General features: G+C 72.8%; 16 protein-coding genes. 2 read left to right on the forward strand and 14 right to left on the reverse strand.

Annotated features, from left to right (window positions below):
• Window positions 1-3: 3 nt before the first annotated feature.
• Together ACWEQO_RS08760 and ACWEQO_RS08765 are read right to left on the reverse strand one after the other, a co-directional pair.
• Window positions 4-1,440: a PAS domain-containing protein gene (locus tag ACWEQO_RS08760; protein ID WP_452980491.1), complete on the reverse strand. Its 1,437-nt coding sequence runs from the start codon at window positions 1,438-1,440 to the stop codon at window positions 4-6.
• Window positions 1,441-2,075: 635 nt separating this feature from the next.
• Entirely contained in the window at window positions 2,076-3,176 is a 1,101-nt protein-coding gene (locus tag ACWEQO_RS08765) for a citrate synthase 2 (protein WP_361451286.1), read from the reverse strand.
• 342 nt (window positions 3,177-3,518) lie between these two features.
• On the opposite strand from ACWEQO_RS08765, the gene pdxH reads away from it, so the two are divergent.
• Window positions 3,519-4,205, forward strand: a complete 687-nt coding sequence (gene pdxH / locus ACWEQO_RS08770) for a pyridoxamine 5'-phosphate oxidase (protein WP_279335362.1) — start codon at window positions 3,519-3,521, stop codon at window positions 4,203-4,205.
• Between the two features lie 13 nt (window positions 4,206-4,218).
• Here pdxH and ACWEQO_RS08775 read toward each other — a convergent pair whose 3' ends face one another.
• From ACWEQO_RS08775 to ACWEQO_RS08825, 11 genes are all read right to left on the reverse strand, one after another.
• Window positions 4,219-4,848: a TetR/AcrR family transcriptional regulator gene (locus ACWEQO_RS08775; protein WP_452980495.1), complete on the reverse strand. Its 630-nt coding sequence runs from the start codon at window positions 4,846-4,848 to the stop codon at window positions 4,219-4,221.
• A complete protein-coding gene (locus tag ACWEQO_RS08780) occupies window positions 4,836-5,570 on the reverse strand; it encodes an enoyl-CoA hydratase family protein (protein ID WP_452980498.1) in 735 nt (244 codons plus the stop codon). The genes ACWEQO_RS08775 and ACWEQO_RS08780 overlap by 13 nt, the downstream gene beginning before the upstream one ends.
• Window positions 5,567-7,183: a 4-coumarate--CoA ligase family protein gene (locus ACWEQO_RS08785; protein ID WP_361451277.1), complete on the reverse strand. Its 1,617-nt coding sequence runs from the start codon at window positions 7,181-7,183 to the stop codon at window positions 5,567-5,569. The genes ACWEQO_RS08780 and ACWEQO_RS08785 overlap by 4 nt, the downstream gene beginning before the upstream one ends.
• A 17-nt stretch (window positions 7,184-7,200) precedes the next feature.
• The gene (locus ACWEQO_RS08790) at window positions 7,201-8,337 is read right to left on the reverse strand and encodes an acyl-CoA dehydrogenase family protein (protein WP_452980501.1); all 1,137 of its coding nucleotides are present in this window, start codon (window positions 8,335-8,337) and stop codon (window positions 7,201-7,203) included.
• A 57-nt stretch (window positions 8,338-8,394) separates the two neighbouring features.
• Window positions 8,395-10,302, reverse strand: a complete 1,908-nt coding sequence (locus tag ACWEQO_RS08795) for an acetyl/propionyl/methylcrotonyl-CoA carboxylase subunit alpha (RefSeq protein ID WP_452980504.1) — start codon at window positions 10,300-10,302, stop codon at window positions 8,395-8,397.
• 6 nt (window positions 10,303-10,308) lie between these two features.
• Complete coding sequence (locus ACWEQO_RS08800) at window positions 10,309-11,907, reverse strand: acyl-CoA carboxylase subunit beta (RefSeq protein ID WP_452980507.1); 1,599 nt, start codon at window positions 11,905-11,907, stop codon at window positions 10,309-10,311.
• Entirely contained in the window at window positions 11,904-13,604 is a 1,701-nt protein-coding gene (locus ACWEQO_RS08805) for an acyclic terpene utilization AtuA family protein (RefSeq protein WP_361451265.1), read from the reverse strand. The genes ACWEQO_RS08800 and ACWEQO_RS08805 overlap by 4 nt, the downstream gene beginning before the upstream one ends.
• The gene (locus ACWEQO_RS08810) at window positions 13,601-14,398 is read right to left on the reverse strand and encodes a TIGR03084 family metal-binding protein (RefSeq protein ID WP_452980510.1); all 798 of its coding nucleotides are present in this window, start codon (window positions 14,396-14,398) and stop codon (window positions 13,601-13,603) included. The genes ACWEQO_RS08805 and ACWEQO_RS08810 overlap by 4 nt, the downstream gene beginning before the upstream one ends.
• Window positions 14,399-14,506: 108 nt before the next feature.
• Complete coding sequence (locus tag ACWEQO_RS08815; RefSeq protein WP_452980513.1) at window positions 14,507-14,767, reverse strand: hypothetical protein; 261 nt, start codon at window positions 14,765-14,767, stop codon at window positions 14,507-14,509.
• Window positions 14,764-15,126, reverse strand: coding sequence for a DUF6247 family protein (locus ACWEQO_RS08820; RefSeq protein ID WP_452980516.1), 363 nt, complete (start codon window positions 15,124-15,126; stop codon window positions 14,764-14,766). The genes ACWEQO_RS08815 and ACWEQO_RS08820 overlap by 4 nt, the downstream gene beginning before the upstream one ends.
• Before the next feature lie 116 nt (window positions 15,127-15,242).
• Window positions 15,243-16,202, reverse strand: a complete 960-nt coding sequence (locus tag ACWEQO_RS08825; protein WP_452980519.1) for an EamA family transporter — start codon at window positions 16,200-16,202, stop codon at window positions 15,243-15,245.
• Window positions 16,203-16,558: 356 nt separating this feature from the next.
• On the opposite strand from ACWEQO_RS08825, the gene ACWEQO_RS08830 reads away from it, so the two are divergent.
• On the forward strand, window positions 16,559-18,157 hold the full coding sequence (locus ACWEQO_RS08830; protein WP_452980522.1) for a YfbK domain-containing protein: 1,599 nt from the start codon (window positions 16,559-16,561) through the stop codon (window positions 18,155-18,157).
• Between the two features lie 376 nt (window positions 18,158-18,533).
• Here ACWEQO_RS08830 and ACWEQO_RS08835 read toward each other — a convergent pair whose 3' ends face one another.
• Complete coding sequence (locus ACWEQO_RS08835; RefSeq protein ID WP_452980526.1) at window positions 18,534-19,655, reverse strand: lipid II:glycine glycyltransferase FemX; 1,122 nt, start codon at window positions 19,653-19,655, stop codon at window positions 18,534-18,536.
• Between the last annotated feature and the right edge of the window lie 56 nt (window positions 19,656-19,711).

The raw sequence follows: 19,711 nt of genomic DNA on the forward strand, positions 1-19,711 counted from the left end.
CCGTCACTCCCGCTGCCCGGTGGTCCCCGCCAGGTCCAGGGCCGTGGCGATGCGCGCGGCCACGTCCTCCGCGTACATCGCGTCGGAGCGTTCGAACGCGTTCCGGCCCGGACCGCGCAGAAACGTCACGGCGCCCAGTGTCCGGCCGCGGCTGCGCAGCACCGTGCACAGGGCGTGTGCCGCGTCCGCCGGCCACTGCCGGGACACCGCCCACACCCGCGCCTCCTCCGCCGGTACCGCCCCCGCGTCGGCCCGCACCGAGCCGGCCCGCTCCACGCACTGCAGCGCCGGATGCCCCTCGCGGTACCGCGCCGGCAGCCCCGCCCGCCCGGCCAGTCTGCTCGGCCCCGGCGCCCCGGAGGGGGTGGCCGCGATCCGCACCAGCCGGACCCGCCCGGCGCTCTCCCCCTCGCCCGCCGTCCCCTCGGGCCCCGGGTCGGCCACCCGGTCGATCAGCGCGTGGTCGGCGAATCCGGCCAGCGCGAAGTCCAGGTGGACGGTGACCGCCTCCGCCGGGTCCTCGCACTCGGCCGCCGCCCGCGCCGCCCGGTGCAGCTGCTGTGCGCGGAACCGCAGCAGCGACGCCTCCTGCTCGCCCTGCCGGGACTCGGTGACGTCCTGGAACAGCCAGCCCACGCCGAGCGGCACCGGCTCCTCCGCCAGCGGCGACGACAGCCGCACGAATCCGCACCGCCAGCACCGCCGCCGCTCGCCCTCCGGTTCCCGCACGCTCACCCAGATGTCGGCGGGCGCGGGCGGGGCGCCCTCGGCCAGCACATGGGTGAGCGCGCTCTCCAGCTCCTCCACCCCCTGGGACAGCAGCTCCCCGAGCGGCCGTCCCAGCACGGACCCGCGTCCCGTGCCGAGCGCGCGGGCCGCGTGCGGGTTCACCACGGCGGGCCGCAGATCGGCGTCGACCAGCACGACGCCCCAGCTCGCGTCCTCCAGCAGCGCCTCGCTCAGCGCGATCGACCGTTCCAGGTCGATCTGCGCGTGCACCTCGCTGAACGCGCAGTACACGCCCGCCGGCTTCCCGTCCGGCCCGCGCACGGCCGCGGACTGCGTCCGCACCAGCACCCGGCCGCCGTCCTTCGTCAGCAGCGCGAACTCGTGCACCTGCCGGCCCGGCGCGCGCATGGCCGACATCAGCCGCGCCTCCACCTCCGCGGCGTCGGCGCCGCGCACCGCCCACCCGGCGAACCCCGGCCGGCCCACCGCCTCGGCCGCGGTCCACCCGAGGACGCGCTCCGCCTCCCGGTTCCAGTGCGTCACCACCCCGTCCGCGTCGAGGGCGCACAGGGCGGCGTCCATGCCGTCCAGCAACGCGGCCAGCAGATCGGACCCGGCCGGGCTCTCCCGCCCGGACCCACCCGGACTCTCCCGCCCGGGCTCGTCGGGCCCCAGTTCGTCGGTGGCCCCACTACGCCGGGAAGCACTCACCTGGACCCCCTGCAGGCTGTGTCCGCACGTACGGCACATCGGTCGGCTCACTTGCAATCATTCAACTTGAACGTGACCCGGCACACATCGGATTCACTCAACATCGAGGAAATCGTGGGACCGCCTCGAGCCCACCGTCCCCGCCTTCCTGACCGTCGTGGTCGTCAAGGCCTGCCCGGGCGGGGGCCGCGAGGCGCACCGGCTGCCGTGGAACGCCGCGGGGCCCTCCTCGCCCCCTTCGCCGTCGACCCGCTGAAGCAGCCGCTCGGCATCCGACGGCACCGGCCGCCACCGGCCCTCGGGACCGCCGGAAAAAAGTGGTTGCTCCGGAAGGAATCGCTTCTTAGGCTGGCGGTACTTCGGAGAGGAGGTGGTTCGGCAGATGTATGAGTACCGGACGGAAGAGGTGGCTGCGGGCCAGTAGCCCGTCGCCGTACTCGGTTCGGCGCCGGACCGGCGTGTGCGAGATACACGCAACCGGCCTAACCCAACGCAGTCACCCGACCCGCGAGTCGCCGGTACGTCCGGCCGGCCCCTCCTCCGGAGGGCCAGACTCGCGGGTCGTCTGCATTTCCGGGGTCCCGGGGTCCCGGGACCCGAGGTCTCGGAGCCCCGGGATCCCAGCACCCCCGCACTCAGCGGCCGAGGTCCGCGTAGCCCTCGATCTCGCGCGGGCCGCGGCTGCCCGGACCGATGTAGCGGGCGGAGGGGCGGACCAGGCGGCCGGTGCGTTTCTGCTCCAGGATGTGGGCCGACCAGCCCGCGGTGCGGGCGCAGGTGAACATCGAGGTGAACAGGTGGGCCGGGACCTCGGCGAAGTCGAGGACGATGGCGGCCCAGAACTCGACGTTGGTGGCCAGGACGCGGTCGGGGCGGCGGGCGTGGAGTTCGGCCAGGGCGGCCTTCTCCAGGGCCTCGGCGACCTCGAAGCGCGGGGCCCCCAGGTCGCGCGCGGTGCGGCGCAGGACGCGGGCGCGCGGGTCCTCGGCGCGGTAGACGCGGTGGCCGAAGCCCATGAGGCGTTCGCCCCGGTCGAGGGTCTGCTTCACATACGCCTCGGCGTCGCCCGTGCGCTCGATCTCCTCGATCATGCCGAGGACCCGCGAGGGGGCTCCGCCGTGCAGCGGTCCCGACATGGCGCCGACGGCGCCCGAGAGGGCCGCGGCCACGTCCGCGCCGGTGGAGGCGATGACGCGGGCCGTGAAGGTGGAGGCGTTCATGCCGTGCTCGGCGGCCGAGGTCCAGTACGCGTCGACGGCGGCGACGTGCTTGGGGTCGGGTTCGCCGCGCCAGCGGATCATGAACCGTTCGACGATGGAGTGCGCCTTGTCGATCTCGCTCTGCGGGACCATCGGCCGGCCCTGGCCGCGTGCGGACTGGGCGACGTAGGAGAGGGCCATGACGGCGGCGCGGGCGAGGTCCTCGCGGGCCTGCCCGGCGTCGATGTCGAGGAGCGGTTTCAGGCCCCACGCGGGTGCCAGCATGGCGAGCGCGGACTGGACGTCGACGCGGACGTCACCGGAGTGGACGGGGATCGGGAACGGCTCGGCGGGCGGCAGGCCGGGGTTGAAGGCGCCGTCGACGAGCAGGCCCCAGACGTTCCCGAAGGAGACGTGCCCGACCAGATCCTCGATGTCGACGCCCCGGTACCGGAGGGCACCGCCCTCCTTGTCCGGTTCGGCGATCTCCGTCTCGAACGCGACGACTCCTTCGAGCCCGGGTGCGAAGTCGGACATCAGGCGGCTCCTCGTGGTGTGGGCGACGGATGGTGTTGTCGTGGGGGGGGTGGTGTGAGGGGGGTGGTGTGAAGGGGGTGGTGTGAAGGGGGTGGTGTCGTGGGGGCGGGACGGCCTCGTGCGGGCCGGTCGGCGGGAGCGGGGTGGGCGCCCGGCGGATCCGCGGTCCCCTGCGAGGACTCGCGGTCCGGGGCACCACCGGTCACTCCTGTGATGCCCGGTGGGCGGTCACCCAACCGGATCAGTACCAGCACTGTATCCCTGAGTGCCATTTTCGGGGAGGCGTCACGACACTCAGTGCCATACGGGACCCTGGGCACCGGGTCCCCACGGGATGCCTCCATGCGGCAGGATGACGGCGTGACCGACCGAGACTCCGTCCCCCTCGCTCTCGCCTCGATGCGCAAGCAGTACCGGGCCGAGGGGCTTTCCGAGACCGATCTGGCCGCCACCCCCGTCGAGCAGTTCGCGCGCTGGTTCAAGCAGGCCGCGACGGACGGCGGGCTGTTCGAACCGAACGCCATGGTCGTCTCCACGGCGGACGCGCAGGGCCGGCCCAGCTCCCGCACGGTGCTGCTGAAGCACTTCGACGAGCAGGGGTTCGTGTTCTACACGAACTACGACTCCCGCAAGGGGCGCGAGCTGGCCGGGAACCCGTACGTCTCGCTGCTGTTCCCGTGGCATCCGATGGCCCGGCAGGTCATCGTCACCGGGGTCGCGGTGCGCACCGGCCGGGACGAGACGGCCGCCTACTTCCGCACCCGGCCGCACGGCTCCCAGCTGGGCGCCTGGGCGAGCGGCCAGTCCTCGGTGCTCGCGGACCGTACGGAGCTGGACACGGCGTACGCGGAACTCGCGGCCCGCTACCCGGAGGGCGAGCAGGTGCCGGTGCCGCCGCACTGGGGCGGTTTCCGGGTGGCCCCGCAGGCGGTGGAGTTCTGGCAGGGCCGGGAGAACCGCCTGCACGACCGCCTGCGGTACGTGGCACGGGCCGACGGGGGCTGGAGGGTGGAGCGGCTGAGCCCGTGAGGGCTTCCCCGCCTCAGCCCGGGGCCTCGTCCAGTGCCCCCTCGAGGAGGGCCGCCCACTGCCCCACCACCCGTTCGCGGCGGGCCGCGTCGTCGGTGAGGAGGTTGGCCAGGCCCAGGCCGCGGGCCATGTCGAGGAGGCCCTGGACGGTCTCGCGGACGCCGGGACGGGACTCGTCGGCGCCCAGGAGGTCGACGGCGATGCGGTGGGACTCCCGGCCGACCCGCGCCTCCAGTTCGGTCACGCGGGGCCGCAGCTGCTCCTCGTCGGAGGCGGCGACCCACAGATGGAGGGCGGCGCGGAACAGGGGCCCGGTGTAGAGGTCGACCAGGGCGGCCACCACCGCGCGGCGGTCACCGACGGCCGCGCCCTCGGGGAAGAGCGCGCGCAGCGCGGTGGAGCGTTCCTCGGCGACGTACTCGACGGCGGCCGTGAACAGGTCCTCGCGGGTCGGGAAGTGGTGCTGGGCCGCCCCCCGGGAGACACCGGCGCGCTCGGCGACGACGAGGACCGTGGAGCCCGCCCAGCCGCGTTCGGCGAGACAGGCCACGGCGGCCTCCAGGAGGCGCTGCCGGGTGGCCCGGCTGCGGTCCTGCTTGGGGACGCGTTCACCGCGGTCGGCCGCCGCGCTCACACCACCCATTCCGGATCCCGTCGTTCGAGGAAGGCCGTCATCCCCTCGCGCGCGGGGGCGGAGGCGAAGAGGCGGGCCGAGAGCGCCGTCAGGTGGGCGGCGTCCCGGTCGAAGTTCTCCAGCACCTTAGTGGTGAGCAGTCGTTTCGTCTCGGCCAGGGCCTCGGGGGCGGATCTGCGCAGGCCGTCGAGGAGGGGCGCGAGCGTCTCGTCCACGTCGTCGCCGGCGGCGGTGAGCAGTCCGATGCGGACGGCTTCCGCCGTGTCGAGGCGTTCGCCGGTGAGGCAGTAGCGGGCCAGTGCGCGCGGGTCGGTGCGGGGCAGCAGCGGCAGGGAGATGACGGCCGGGGCGACCCCGATGCGGACCTCGGTGAAGGCGAAGGTCGCCGTGTGGGAGGCGACCGCGATGTCACAGGCGGCGAGCAGGCCGAGGCCGCCCGCGCGGACGTGCCCGGTGACCCGCGCGACGACCGGTTTCGGCACCTCGACGATCTGCCGCAACAGGCCCACCAGGGCATCCGGCGCGGGAGGGTCGCGCAGGTCGGCGCCCGCGCTGAAGGTGTTGCCGGTGTGGGTGAGGACCACCGCGCGCACGCCGGTGTCCCGGCCGGCGTCGGTCAGCGCCTCGGCCAGTTCCCCGACGAGGGCGGCGGACAGGGCGTTGCGGCGCTCCGGGGCGTCGAGACCGAGCGTCTCGACGCCCCGCTCGCGGGTGCGGCCGATCAGGGTCACGAGGGCTCCTCGTGCGCCGCGCGGAGTTCACGGCGCAAGATCTTTCCGGAGGCGGCGCGGGGGACGGCGTCGAGGAAGGTGACGCGCCGGACCCGCTTGTACGGGGCGACGCGCTCGGCCACGTACATCATGACCTCGCCCTCGGCGAGGTCATGGGCGGACGGCTGACGGACGACGTGGGCGTGCGGGACCTCGTTGCCGTCCTCGTCGTGGACACCGATGACGGCCGCGTCGGCGATGCCGGGGTGGGTCAGGAGCAGCGCCTCCAGTTCGGCGGGGGCGACCTGGAAGCCCTTGTACTTGATCAGTTCCTTCACGCGGTCCACGACGAAGAGCCAGCCTCCGTCGTCGACGTGGCCGACGTCGCCGGTGTGCAGCCAGCCTCCCCCACTCTCGGCTTCGCTCGAGCGGGAGGTGCCCCCACCGTCGATCATCGCGGCGGTGGCGTCGGGGCGGCCGAGGTAGCCCTTCATGACCTGGGGTCCGCGGATGAGGATCTCGCCGGACTCGCCGGGCCCGAGGTCTTTGCCCGGGTCGTCGAGGGAGACGATCCGCATCTCGGTGCCGGCGATGAGCTTGCCGACGGTGCCCGGCGGCGCGTCCCGCATGGCGTCCAGGGGGACGACGTGGGTGCCGGGCGAGAGTTCCGTCATGCCGTACGCCTGGCCGACGGGCGGCAGCCCGAGCCGCTGCGAGCAGGCGGCGGCGAGGCGCGCGTCCAGGGGGGCGGCGGCGCTGATGACGTGCTGCAGCGAGCTCAGGTCGTACCGGTCGACCAGGGGGTGCTTGGCGAGGGCCAGCACGATGGGCGGGGCCACGTACAGGCCGGTGATGCGGTGGTTCTGGATGGCCGCAAGAAACGTCTCCAGGTCGAAGCGCGGCAGCACGACGACGGTGGCGCCCTGGCGCAGGGGGGCGTTCATCAGGGCGGTCAGCCCGTAGATGTGGAAGAAGGGCAGCACGGCGAGGACGCGGTCGCCGGGGCCCGTCGTGATCAGCGGCTGGAGCTGGGCGAGGTTGGTGGCGATCTGCCGGTGGGTGAGCATCACGCCCTTGGGGGTGCCGGTGGTGCCGGAGGAGTACGGCAGGGCGGCGACGTCCTCGGCGGGGTCGATCCCGACGACCGGCTCGGGGGCCGTGGAGGCCAGCATGTCGATCAGGGAGCGGTGTCCCGGCGCGCTGTCGCAGACGAAGATCTCCCGTACCCCGCCCGCGAGTCCGGCGGCCTGCCGCGCGGTCTCCAGCAGCGGTGAGACGGTGACGATCCAGCGGGCCGCGGAGTCCTGCAGCTGCTTGCCGAACTCCTCGGCGGTGGCCAGCGGGTGCACGGTGGTGACGGAGGCGCCCGCGCGGGTGGCCGCGTAGAAGGCGGTGGGGAAGGCGATGGTGTTGGGGCTGTGCAGGGCGAGCACGTCGCCCTTGCGCACCCCCGCCTCGGCGAGACCGGCGGCGACCCGCCGGTGGAACCGGTCCAGCTGCTCGTAGGTGAGGGTGGTGCCGTCGGTGCCGTCGATCAGTGCCGGGGTGTCCCCGAACTCGGCGGCGCGGGCCAACACCGCCTCGTGGATGGGGAGTTCCACGGGTGGGACGTCTGCGTACTCGCTGCGGAACACGGTTCCTCCAGGACGGGCTAGTACGACTTGGGAAGGCCCAGGGTCTGGTGGGAGACGTAGTTGAGAATCATCTCCCGGCTCACCGGGGCGATACGGGACACGCGCGCGGCCGTTATCAGCGAGGCCAGCCCGTACTCGCGGGTGAGGCCGTTCCCGCCGAGGGTGTGCACGGCCTGGTCGACGGCCCGCACGCATGCCTCGGCGGCCGCGTACTTGGCCATGTTGGCGGCCTCGCCGGCGCCGGTGTCGTCGCCGGCGTCGTAGAGGTGGGCGGCCTTCTGCATCATCAGCCGGGCCAGTTCGAGGTCGATGTGTGCCTGCGCGAGGGGGTGCGCGATGGCCTGGTGGGCGCCGATGGGGGCGTTCCAGACGGTGCGCTCCCGCGCGTACCCGACGGCGCGGGAGAGCGCGTGGCGGCCCATGCCGATCGCGAAGGCGGCGGTCATGATGCGTTCGGGGTTGAGTCCGGCGAAGAGCTGGAGCAGTCCGGCGTCCTCATCACCGACAAGCGCGTCGGCGGGCAGCCGTACGTCGTCGAGGACCAGCTCGAACTGCTTCTCCACTGAGTGGAGTTCCATGTCGATGGGACGCCGCTGAAAGCCCTCGGCGTCGCGGGGGACGATGAACAGGCAGGGCTTGAGTTTTCCCGTGCGCGCGTCTTCGGTGCGGCCGACGATCAGGGTGGCGTCGGCGATGTCGACGCCGGAGACGAACACCTTGCGGCCGGTGAGGATCCAGTCGGCGCCGTCGCGGCGTGCGGTCGTGGTGATGCGGTGGCTGTTGGAGCCGGCGTCGGGTTCGGTGATGCCGAAGGCCATCAGGCGGCTGCCGTCGGCCAGGGCGGGCAGCCACTCCCGTTTCTGGGTCCCGGTGCCGAAGCGGGAGATGACGGTGCCGCAGATGGCCGGGGAGACGATCATCATCAGCAGGGGGTTGCCGGCGGCGCCCATCTCCTCCAGGACGAGGGAGAGTTCGGTGATGCCGCCGCCACCGCCGCCGTATGCCTCCGGCAGGTTGACGCCGATGTAGCCGAGTTTGGCGGCCTCCTGCCAGAACGGGCGGTTGTCGGCGCCGGGGGTGCGGGGATGGTTCCTCGCGAACGAGGCGACCGCTTCACGGAGGGACTTGTGCTCTTCTGATTCGATCACCGGCATGAGCGCTCCTAAGGGGGAGGGGCTTCAGGTCGTCACGAGGGTGCGGGTCGTCTGTGGTCACTCGCGCGGTTCCCCGCGCCCCTGGAGGGTGTCTGCCTCCACGACGGCCAGAAGGGCGCCGGGCTCCACCTGCTGTCCCGGGGCGGCGTGGAGGGTGCTCAATGTTCCTGTGACCGGGGCGGTGATCCGGTGTTGCATCTTCATCGCCTCCAGCCAGAGGAGGGGTTGGCCGGCCTCCACCGGCGCCCCCTCGGTCAGGCCCTCCGCGATGCGGACGACCGTGCCCGGCATGGGGGCGAGGAGGGAGCCGGGGGCGTGCCGGTCGGTGGGGTCGGGGAAGCGGGGCAGGGCGGTGAGGGTGGTGGCGCCCACGTACACGCGGTCGCCGTGGCGGCTGACCTCGTAGCGGCGCCGTACGCCGTCCGCCTCCAGGATCACCAGCCCCGCGTCGGCGTGCACCACCCGCACCCCGTCGGCCGCCGGGCCCCGGCGCGTGTGCCGGTAGCGGACCTCGTGTTCCCCGTCCGCCGTCGCGTACCGCTTGACCTGCGGCTGCGAGAGCAGGTTGCGCCAGCCGCCGAAGCGGGAGCGGCCGTGGGCGTCGGCGAGGGCGGCGGCGAGCGGGGCGTACGGGTCGGGGTCGGGGGTGGTCAGTTCGGTCAGGTGGCGGTCGTAGAAGCCGGTGTCCATCCGGGCTCCGGCGAACTCCTCGTGCCGCAGGGAGCGGACGAGCAGGTCCCGGTTGGTGGCGGGGCCGTGGATCACCGCGCGGTCCAGGGCGGCGGCCAGCTTGCGGATCGCCTCCGCGCGGGTGGGGGCGTGGGCGACGACCTTGGCGAGCAGGGGGTCGTAGTGGACCCCGATGTCGTCGCCGTCGGTGTAGCCGGTGTCCAGGCGGATGCCGTCGGGGACGGCGAGGCGGTGCAGCCGGCCGGTCTGCGGGGCCCAGTCGTGGGCGGGGTCCTCGGCGTAGAGGCGGGCCTCGACGGCGTGACCGTGCGCACGGGGCGGGTCCTTCTCGAGCGGGTGCCCCTCGGCGACGCGGATCTGCTCGGCGACGAGATCGACGCCGAACACGGCCTCCGTCACCGGGTGTTCGACCTGGAGGCGGGTGTTCATCTCCAGGAAGTGCGCCCCGCCCCCGGCGACGAGGAACTCGACGGTCCCGGCGCCGACGTAGCCGACGGCGCGGGCGGCGCGTACCGCGAGGGTGTGCAGTTCGCCGGTGAGCCGCGCGGACAGCCCGGGCGCCGGGGCCTCCTCGATCACCTTCTGGTGGCGGCGCTGGAGGGAGCAGTCCCGGGTGCCGAGCGCCCACACCGTGCCGTGGGTGTCGGCGAGGATCTGCACCTCGACGTGGCGCCCGCCCCGCACGTAGGGCTCGACGAACACCTCGCCGTCGCCGAAGGCGCTCGCCGCCTCCGCGCGGGCGGCGGCCAGTTCGGCATCGAGGTCGGCGAGGCGCCGGACGACGCGCATCCCGCGTCCGCCGCCGCCCGCCGCCGCCTTCACCAGCACCGGCAGGTCGGCCTCGGTGACCTCGCGCAGGGGCTCGATGCCCATCAGTTCCTTGGCGCGCGTCTTGGACGCCATCGCCTCGATGGCCTCCGGGGGCGGCCCGATCCACACCAGTCCGGCGTCCTGGACGGCCCGCGCGAAGCCGGCGTTCTCGGAGAGGAAGCCGTAACCGGGGTGCACGGCGTCCGCGCCGGCCGCGAGGGCCGCCTTCACGATCAGGTCGCCGCGGAGGTAGGTGTCGGCGGGAGCCGCCCCCGGGAGGCGTACCGCCGTGTCGGCCACGCGTGTGTGGCGGGCGTGCTCGTCGGCGTCCGAGTGCACGGCGACCGTGCGGATCCCGAGCTCACGGCAGGTGCGGACGACACGGCAGGCGATCTCGCCCCGGTTCGCCACCAGTACGGAATTGATCGAGGTGATCGAGGTGATCGAAGTGAACGAGGTGAACACGGTCCCTCACATCCGGAAGACGCCGAAGCCACCGCGCACGCCCTCGTAGGGCGCGGTGTGGACGGCCGACAGGCACAGGCCGAGGACGGTGCGGGTGTCGCGCGGGTCGATGACGCCGTCGTCGTACAGCCGCCCGGACAGGAACAGGGGCAGCGACTCGGACTCGATCTGCTGCTCCACCATGGCGCGCAGCGCCGCGTCCGCCTCGTCGTCGTAGGGCCGTCCCTTCGCCGCCGCCGACTGCCGGGCGACGATGGAGAGCACGCCGGCGAGCTGCTGCGGGCCCATGACGGCGGACTTGGCGCTGGGCCAGGCGAACAGGAAGCGCGGGTCGTACGCCCTGCCGCACATGCCGTAGTGCCCGGCGCCGTAGGAGGCGCCCATGAGGACGGACAGGTGGGGGACGCGGGAGTTGGCGACCGCGTTGATCATCATGGCGCCGTGCTTGATGATCCCGCCCTGCTCGTACTCCTTGCCGACCATGTAGCCGGTGGTGTTGTGCAGGAAGACCAGCGGGATGTCGCGCTGGTTGGCGAGCTGGATGAACTGGGCGGCCTTCTGCGACTCCTCGCTGAACAGCACCCCCCGGGCGTTGGCGAGGACGCCGACGGGATAGCCGTGCAGGGTGGCCCAGCCGGTGGTGAGGCTGGTGCCGTAGAGCGGTTTGAACTCGTCGAAGTCGGAGCCGTCGACGATGCGTGCGACGACCTCGCGCGGGTCGAAGGGGATCTTCAGGTCGCCCGGGACGATGCCAAGGAGTTCGTCCTCGTCGTACTGCGGAGGCGCCGCCGGTCCCGGATCGGGGTACGCCTTGCGGTGGTTGAGGCGGGCCACGATCCGGCGGGCCTGCCGCAGGGCGTCCGGCTCGTCGACGGCGAAGTGGTCGGCGAGGCCCGACACGCGCGCGTGCATCTCGGCGCCGCCCAGCGACTCGTCGTCGCTCTCCTCCCCGGTGGCCATCTTCACCAGCGGCGGGCCGCCGAGGAACACCTTCGCCCGCTCCTTGACCATGATCACGTGGTCGGACATGCCGGGGACGTACGCGCCGCCGGCGGTGGAGTTGCCGAAGACGACCGCGACGGTCGGGATGCCCGCCGCCGAGAGCCGGGTCAGGTCCCGGAAGACGGCGCCGCCCGGGATGAAGATCTCCTTCTGGGAGGGCAGGTCGGCGCCGCCGGACTCCACCAGGCTGATCACGGGCAGCCGGTTGGCGAGCGCGATGTCGTTGGCGCGCAGGGCCTTCTTCAGCGACCAGGGGTTGCTGGCACCGCCCCGTACGGTCGGGTCGTTGGCGGTGATCAGGCACTCCACGCCCTCGACGACGCCGATGCCGGTGACCAGGGAGGCGCCGGTGGTGTACTCGCTCCCCCAGGCCGCCAGCGGGGACAGCTCCAGGAAGGGCGTGTCGGGATCGAGGAGCAGCTCGACGCGCTCCCGGGCGAGCAGCTTGCCGCGTTTTTGGTGCCGCTCGACGTACTTCTCCCCGCCGCCCGCGAGGGCCTCGGCGTGCTCGGTGTCGAGTTCGGCGAGCTTGGCGAGCATGGCCTCGCGGTGGGCCCGGTACTCCGGGTCGGCCGTGTCCAGGGCGGATTCGAGGACCGTCACAGCAGGGCCTCCGGGATGTCGAGGTGCCGGGAGCGCAGCCACTCGCCGAGCGCCTTGGCCTGCGGATCGAAACGGGCCTGCGCGGCGACGCCCTCGCCGAGGATGCCCTCGACGAGGAAGTTCAGGGCGCGCAGGTTCGGCAGGACGTGCCGGGTGACGGGCAGGTCGCGGGCCTCGGGGATCAGTTCCCGCAGCCGCTCGACGGTCAGCTCGTGCGCGAGCCAGCGCCAGGCGTCGTCGCCGCGGGCCTCCGGGACCCACACGCCGACGTTGGCGTTCCCGCCCTTGTCGCCGCTGCGGGCCCCGGCGACCAGCCCGAGGGGGGCGCGGCGGGTGGGCCCGGGGGCCGGGGGCTCCGGCGGCTCCGGCTCCGGCACGTCCGCGAGCACGGCGGTGTCCTGGGGCGGGTCCACGGTGATCCGGCGCCCGTCGTGGAGGACGGCCACATGGTGGACCCCGCCATGGGGGACGTACACATCCTCGAACACCCCGTAGGGGGCGCCCTTCCCCGGTGGTGCCACCACATGGAATCCGGGGTAACTGGCCAGCGCCAGCTCGACGGCGGCCCCGCTCAGCGCACGCCCGACCGCCTCCTGCCCGGGGTCCCGCACGACGAGCCGCAGCAGGGCGCTCGCGGTCTCCTCCGTGTCCGCGTCGGGCCGGTCGGTGCGCGCCAGCTCCCACCGCACCTCGGCGGGCGGCGTCTTGGCGAGCGCGCCGGTCATCTGCTCCCGTACGAGATCCGCCTTGGCCTCGATGTCGAGCCCGGTGAGGACGAACACGACCTCGTTGCGGAAGCCGCCGAGCCGGCTCCGTCCGACCTTGAGCGTGGGCGGCGGCGCCTCCCCTCGGGCTCCTTCGACGCGTACCCGGTCGGGGCCGTCCTGGGTGAGCCGTACGGTGTCCAGCCGGGCGGTGACGTCGGGTCCGGCGTACCGGGCGCCGCCCGTCTCGTAGAGCAGCTGCGCGGTGACGGTGCCGACGTCGACGAAGCCGCCGGTGCCGGGGTGCTTGGTGATGACGCAGGAACCGTCCTCGCGCAGCTCGGCGAGGGGGAAGCCGGGCCGCAGTAAGTCGCCGGGCGGCCGCTCGCCGAAGAAGGCGTAGTTGCCTCCGGTGGCCTGGGCCCCGCACTCCAGCACGTGCCCGGCGACGACGGCCCCCGCGAGCCGGTCGTACTCCGTCGGCGCCCAGCCGAAGTGGGCGGCGGCCGGCCCGGTGACCAGGGCCGCGTCGGTGACCCGACCGGTGACCACGATGTCGGCGCCCTCGCGCAGACAGGCCGCGATGCCGAAGCCGCCGAGGTAGGCGTGCGCGGCCAGCGCGCCCGGGTGGGCGGCGGTGAGGTCGTCGCCCTCCACGTGCGCGACCCGCACCGGGATGCCGAGCCGCCCGGCCAGCTCCCGTACGGCGTCGGCGAGGCCGGCCGGGTTGAGCCCACCGGCGTCGGTGACAATCCTCACCCCGCGCTCGTGGGCGAGGCCGAGGGTCTCCTCCAGTTGCCGCAGGAAGGTGCGGGCGTACCCGGCGGTGGGGTCCTTGAGCCGGTCGCGGGCCAGGATGAGCATGGTCAGTTCGGCGAGGTAGTCGCCGGTGAGGACGTCGAGCTCGCCGCCGGTGAGCATCTCGCGCAGGGCGTCGAAGCGGTCGCCGTAGAAGCCGGAGAAGTTCCCGATGCGCAGGGTCGTCGCCGTCACCGCGCGGTGTCCCCCTTCGGTTCCCGTCCACCTCCGGGCGGCCCGGCGAAGGCCTGGGCGATGTCCAGCCAGCGGTCGGCGTCGGGGCCGTCGGCGGTGAGGGCGAGATCGGCGCGGTGGGCGCGCTGGGTGACCAGGAGGCAGAAGTCGAGCGCGGGGCCGGTGACGCGGTCCGTGGCGTCCTCGGGACCGTACGTCCACAGCCCGCCCGAGGGGGCGGTGAGTTCGACGCGGAACTGCTCGAACGGCGTGGGCAGTCCGTGCACCCCGAAGGCGAAGTCGCGGGTGCGGATGCCGAGCCGCACCACGTGCCGGAGCCGGTCGGTGGGCGGCCGCACCGCACCCAGCGCGTCGGCCACGTCCAGGCCGTGGGCCCAGGTCTCCATGAGCCGGGCGGTGGCCATGGAGGCCGTGGACATGGGCGGGCCGTACCAGGGGAAACGCGCCCCCTCGGGTGCTGCCCGCAGGGCGTTCTCGAGGGCCCCGCGTCCGGCGCGCCAGTCCGCGAGCAGCCGTTCGGGTGGCAGGACGGCCCCCTCCCGCGCGGCGTTGTCCACGAAGTCCCCGGGCTCGGTCAGCGCCTTCTCGACCTCACGGGCGAAGGCGTCCTGATCGGTCACGGCGAGCAGCGAGGAACGGTCGGTCCAGGCGAGGTGCGCGATCTGATGGGCGACGGTCCAGCCGGCGGCGGGCGTCAAAAGCACCCACTGCTCGGGGCTCAGCCCGGCCACCAGCCGGTCGAGTTCGTCGCTCTCCGCACACAGGTCGTCGATCACGGGCGTCGGGTCGGCCATGGAGCGAGCATGACAGGCCCCCAGAAAGCAATCAAGCACGCTTGCTGGATTTCATCCGCCGCGACACGACCACCTTGCCCGGCCGAACGGCTGCTCCGGGCCATCCCCTCACACAAGGGGATCAGGCGTTACCTGCCAGATGGTCACGAGCTCCGAGCGTGGCGTGACCATGTAGACGAAGAAGCCTCCTGCGACGAACGCGTGCTTCGCGCCTTCATCCGCTCCCTCGTATGCGGGGCCGTGGAGGTGAAGCGCTTCCGCTGCCCTGACCAGTTCGTCGGCCTTCTTCTCCACTTCGGCGAGAAACGCCGCAGGAGCACCGACCGCCACCATCTCCTCGTCGGGGACGTACTCCCAACCCCAGGTCACTCCGCGTGCACCGCCTTGGCGGCGTCGCGGTACAGGGAACTCGCCGTGATCAGATGTCTGCGGGCATCGTCCGCCGTGGTGGCGATCCGGGCGAGGTACTCGGCACGGTGATACGCCTTGGCCATGGCCGGGTGGCGCTCGATCTCGATCAGCACAGCCCAGTGACCGAGGTAGGCGTGGACCGGCTTGAGCGAACCGTGTTCCACCGCCTCAGCGAGCGCTTGGTCCTTCGCCCGGTCGTATGCCGCCAGGAGGTCGGGGGCGACGACCGTACAAGCAGCACGCAGAGCACCCGGTGTGCGCTCCGGGCGAGGGATCAACGGTCCATCGCCGACGGTCTCAGTGGGCTGCACACTCATGCCTGCTGTTCCCTTCGCGTCCTGGGTGGACGGGCCGGCCACGCGTCGCGGCCCGGTTGATTCGAGACACGGGAGTGACTCTAGTCCCGCCACCCCTCACCCCGTCGCCTCAAACGTCAGGAAACCGCCTTCGCGCGCCCCCGCCCCACCTGGGTCCGTACCGCCCCCATGCTCGCCGCGATGACCAGGGCGATGGCGGCGGCCTCGGTGAGGGTGAGGGCCTGGCTGAGGATGAGGAAGCCCGCGGCGGCGGCGATGGCCGGTTCCAGGCTCATCAGGATGGCGAAGGTGGAGGCGGGCAGACGACGCAGGGCGAGGAGTTCCAGGGTGTACGGCAGGACGGAGGAGAGCACCGCGATCGCCGCGCCCAGACCGAGGACCGTCGGGTCGAGGAGCTTGGTGCCGGACTCGACGACGCCCAGCGGCAGGAACACCAGCGCCGCCACGCCCATGGCGAGGGCGAGCCCGTCGGCCTGCGGGAAGCGGCGGCCCGTACGCGCGCTGAAGACGATGTAGGCCGCCCACATGACACCGGCCCCCAGGGCGAAGGCGGCACCCGCGGGGTCGAGGCTGTCGAAGCCTCCGCCGCCGAGCAGGAAGACACCGGCGAGGGCAAGTCCGGCCCAGACGAAGTTGATCGCGCGCCGGGAGGCCAGCACGGACAGGGCGAGCGGGCCGAGCACCTCCAGGGTGACCGCCGTACCGAGCGGGATGCGGGCGGCGGCCTGGTAGAAGAGGCCGTTCATCCCGGCCATCGCGAGCCCGAAGACGATCACCGTGGTCCAGTCGGCGCGCGAGTGCCCGCGCAGCCGGGGGCGGCACACCAGGAGCAGCACGACCGCGGCCACCAGCAGCCGCAGCGTCACGACGCCGAGGGCACCGGCGCGCGGCATCAGGGTCACCGCGAGCGCCCCGCCGAACTGCACGGAGATCCCCCCGGCGAGCACCAGCCCGACGGGTCCCAGCGCGCCCCGCCCACGCGGAGCGCCCGCCCCGCCGGGGGCGTGCCCGGGAGCAGCCGCGGGGACGGCTGCCAGGGCCGGGACGGACGGGGTGGCGGAGCTGGGGGTGGTCACGGCGCCTTCCATGGGCTCGGTGCGGGGGGAGCGGGTGATCCCCTCGAGGATTGTGCACGAAGCTGAACTGTCCGGTCCAGAGTAATGGACTTGGTCAGCACCATGCAGCTTTCACGTACCTGACGATGAGGCCCGTGTCCCGCCCGGGTCAATCCGGTCCGTCATACGGACGATCGTTCCGGCGGCGGGACGACGACATGACGCCGTAGGTCAACGGAAGGTCACCCACCGGTCTCGGCGGCCGTCGTCCGTGCCCGCTTCGCAACGCACCCGTGACGCCCCGTGCCGCACGTTCCGCCACGCCCGGGCGTCACAGTCGCATGAGTCGGACTCGACGGACCGAGGGGGAACGGACGATGAAGTGGCACACGACGACGGAGCGACGCGGGGCGGCGAAGTGGCACGGGGCACGGCGGCTGAGCGGCGCGCTGCTGGCGTTCACGGTGGCGAGCGGCCTGCTGCTCACCGGATGCAGCGCGGGCGGCGGCGACGAGAACGCGACGGCCGACAGCGGTTACGACCGCAAGGGGAACGGCTCGGCCCGGCTCCCCGCCCCCGACGGCCCCCGGGACCCGGGCGAGCAACGCGAGGGCGGGCAGCGCGAGGGTGAGCAGGACTCCCGCGACACCGCCCTCGCCCCGGACTACCTGTCCACCTTCGCCCTCGACGTCGACACCGCCTCCTACGGCTACGCCCGCCGCACCCTCGCCGACGGCCGGCTGCCCGACCCGTCGACGGTCCGCCCCGAGGAGTTCGTCAACAGCTTCCGCCAGGACTACACACGACCCGACGGCGACGGCTTCACGGTCACCGTCGACGGCGCCCGCACCGACGAGGACGACTGGTCCCTGGTCCGCGTCGGCCTCGCCACCCGGCCCGCCGAACCGAGCGGCGAGCGCCCGCCCGCAGCCCTCACCTTCGTCGTCGACATCTCCGGCTCCATGGCCGAACCGGGCCGCCTCGACCTCGCCCGGCAGTCCCTCGGCACCATGACGGACCGGCTGCGCGACGAGGACTCCGTGGCGATCGTCGCCTTCAGCGACGAGGCCGAGACCGTCCTGCCGATGACCCGCCTCGACGGCAACCGGGGCAGGATCCACGACGCCGTCGACCGTCTGGAAACCGCCCGGTCCACCAACCTCGGCGCGGGTGTCGAGACCGGCTACGAGACCGCCGTCGAGGGCCTGCGCGAGGGCGCCACCAACCGGGTCGTCCTCGTCTCCGACGCGCTCGCCAACACCGGCGAGACCAGTGCCGACGCGATCCTCGAACGCATCTCGACGTCCCGTCGCGAGCACGGCATCACCCTCTTCGGCGTGGGTGTCGGCAGCGACTACGGCGACGCCCTGATGGAACGCCTCGCCGACAAGGGCGACGGCCACACGGTCTACGTGTCCGACGAGGAGGAGGCCCGCGAGGTCTTCTGCGAACAGCTGCCCCGCCACATCGAGTTGACCGCCCGCGACGCCAAGGCCCAGGTCGCCTTCGACCCGCGGACCGTCGCCGAGTTCCGCCTCGTCGGCTACGACAACCGCCGCGTCGCCGACGAGGACTTCCGGAACGACGACGTCGACGGCGGCGAGGTCGGCCCCGGCCATACCGTCACCGCCCTGTACGCGGTCCGTACGCGGTCCGGCGCCGACGGCCACCTCGCCACGGCCACGGTCCGCTGGCTCGACCCCGACACCCGCGCCCCGCACGAGGAGACCGGCGCCCTGGAGACCGACGCCCTCGACGACTCCGTCTGGACCGCGGACCGCGGCCTCGCCCTCACCGCGACCGCCGCCTACTTCGCCGACGCCCTGCGCTCCTCCGACCACCGCCACAGCCCCCTGCCCGGCGCCCCCGGCCTCGGCGAACTCGCCGACCACGCCGCCGCCCTGTCCTCCCGCACCGAGGACAAGGCCCTCCACGACCTGACCCGAGCCATCCACAACGCGTACCGCCTCACCTGACCCCGCCCCTCCTACTCCGGCCCGCCCCGCCAGCGCACCCGAGGAGACGCCGCCCCTGCGAGCCGGTGGCCTGGGACGCTCGATCTCCGTACTCCGGCGGCCGGAAGGGGTACCTGGCGAAAAGCGTGAGCAGTCAGCGGGAAAGTGTCTCTTGAGCGCTCAAACGAGCGACATATGGACACCAACGCCCGAAGTGCTCACGCTTTTCGGCAGGTGTGTCGCGATCTCCGGCCCCACCTCAGGGCTCACCGTCCATGCACGATGACGTCCCACCCGGTGGACCGGTCCGGTACTCGGAAGTGACCACGGTGCGCCTGGTCACGAAGGAGGGAGCGGGCTTCGCTCCGGTGCTGCGAAGTGCTGAAGCCGTGTGGTCTCAGCGGCGGGACATGTAGAGGTCGAGGGCCTTGTGCAGGAACTTGTTGAGGGGGAAGTCCCACTCACCGAGGTACTCCACGGCCTGACCACCGGAGCCGACCTTGAACCGGAGCAGGCCGAGCAGGTGATTGCTCTCCTCCAGGGTGTCGGTGATACCTCGGAAGTCGTAGACGCTCGCCCCGAGTTCGTGGGCGTCGCACATCATCCGCCACTGAATCGCGTTGTTCGGCTGCACCTCGCGCTTGCGGTTGGTGGAGGCTCCGTAGGAGTACCAGACGTGCTCACCGACGGTCAGCATCGTCGCCGCCGCGAGCACCTCGCCTTCGTGGTGGGCGAGGTAGAGGCGCATCCGGTCCGGATCCTCGGTCGTCAGCGCGGTCCACATGCGCTGGAAGTAGGCAAGCGGGCGCGGGATGAACCGGTCGCGTTCGGCGGTCTCGACGTAGATGTCGTAGAAGGCGGGAAGGTCCTCGTAGCCGCCGCGGACGACCTTGACGCCCGCCTTTTCCGACTTCTTGATGTTGCGGCGCCACTGCTGGTTGAGGCCGCGCTGGATGTCCTCCAGCGACCGTCCGGAGAACGGGACTTGGAACACATACCGTGGCTGGCCGGCGGCGAAGCCGTCCTCGCTGCCCAGCTCGGTCTGCTGCCAGCCCATCTGTCGCAGCCGGTCGGCGATGTCGAAGGCCCGCGGCTCGTGCGCGGTGGCCTCCGCGTCACGCAGCCGTCTGGCCCGCGGGTCGGCGATCGCCGCCTTGACCGCCTCGGCGCTCCAGCGGCGAGCGACGACAGGCGGGCCCATCTTCACCGAGAACGCGCCCTGGGCCTTCAGGTGGGCGAGCATGGGTTCGAGCCATAGGTGAAGATCCGGCGCGTTCCATTCGATGACCGGCCCTTCGGGCAGATAGGCGAGGAACCGCTTGAGTTTCGGCAACGGCCGGAAGAGCACCAGCCCCACGCCGACGAGACGGTCGTCGGCGTCGAACCACCCCAGGCTCTCGGCCCTCCAGTCCGGCTTCACGTCCCCCCAGGCGGGCACCTGCATGTGACTCGCTGAGGGCCGGGCCGTGACGAAGGCCAGGTGCTCTTCGCGGGTGATCGCCTTCAGGCGGTAACTCATGTCCAGTGCCCCTTTGTTCGAGTCGCCAGCCTACTGAGGTCGCTGCCGTCCGGCAG

This window comes from Streptomyces sp. NPDC004051, assembly GCF_053604275.1.

What these genes read in the sequence shown, in the direction of transcription:
- ACWEQO_RS08765 (WP_361451286.1), bottom strand. Translation starts at nt 3,176, where the DNA reads ATGTCCGACTTCGCACCCGGGCTCGAAGGAGTCGTCGCGTTCGAGACG.
- pdxH (WP_279335362.1), top strand. Translation starts at nt 3,519, where the DNA reads ATGCGGCAGGATGACGGCGTGACCGACCGAGACTCCGTCCCCCTCGCT.
- ACWEQO_RS08775 (WP_452980495.1), bottom strand. Translation starts at nt 4,848, where the DNA reads ATGGGTGGTGTGAGCGCGGCGGCCGACCGCGGTGAACGCGTCCCCAAG.
- ACWEQO_RS08790 (WP_452980501.1), bottom strand. Translation starts at nt 8,337, where the DNA reads ATGCCGGTGATCGAATCAGAAGAGCACAAGTCCCTCCGTGAAGCGGTC.
- ACWEQO_RS08810 (WP_452980510.1), bottom strand. Translation starts at nt 14,398, where the DNA reads ATGGCCGACCCGACGCCCGTGATCGACGACCTGTGTGCGGAGAGCGAC.
- ACWEQO_RS08820 (WP_452980516.1), bottom strand. Translation starts at nt 15,126, where the DNA reads ATGAGTGTGCAGCCCACTGAGACCGTCGGCGATGGACCGTTGATCCCT.
- ACWEQO_RS08830 (WP_452980522.1), top strand. Translation starts at nt 16,559, where the DNA reads ATGAAGTGGCACACGACGACGGAGCGACGCGGGGCGGCGAAGTGGCAC.
- ACWEQO_RS08835 (WP_452980526.1), bottom strand. Translation starts at nt 19,655, where the DNA reads ATGAGTTACCGCCTGAAGGCGATCACCCGCGAAGAGCACCTGGCCTTC.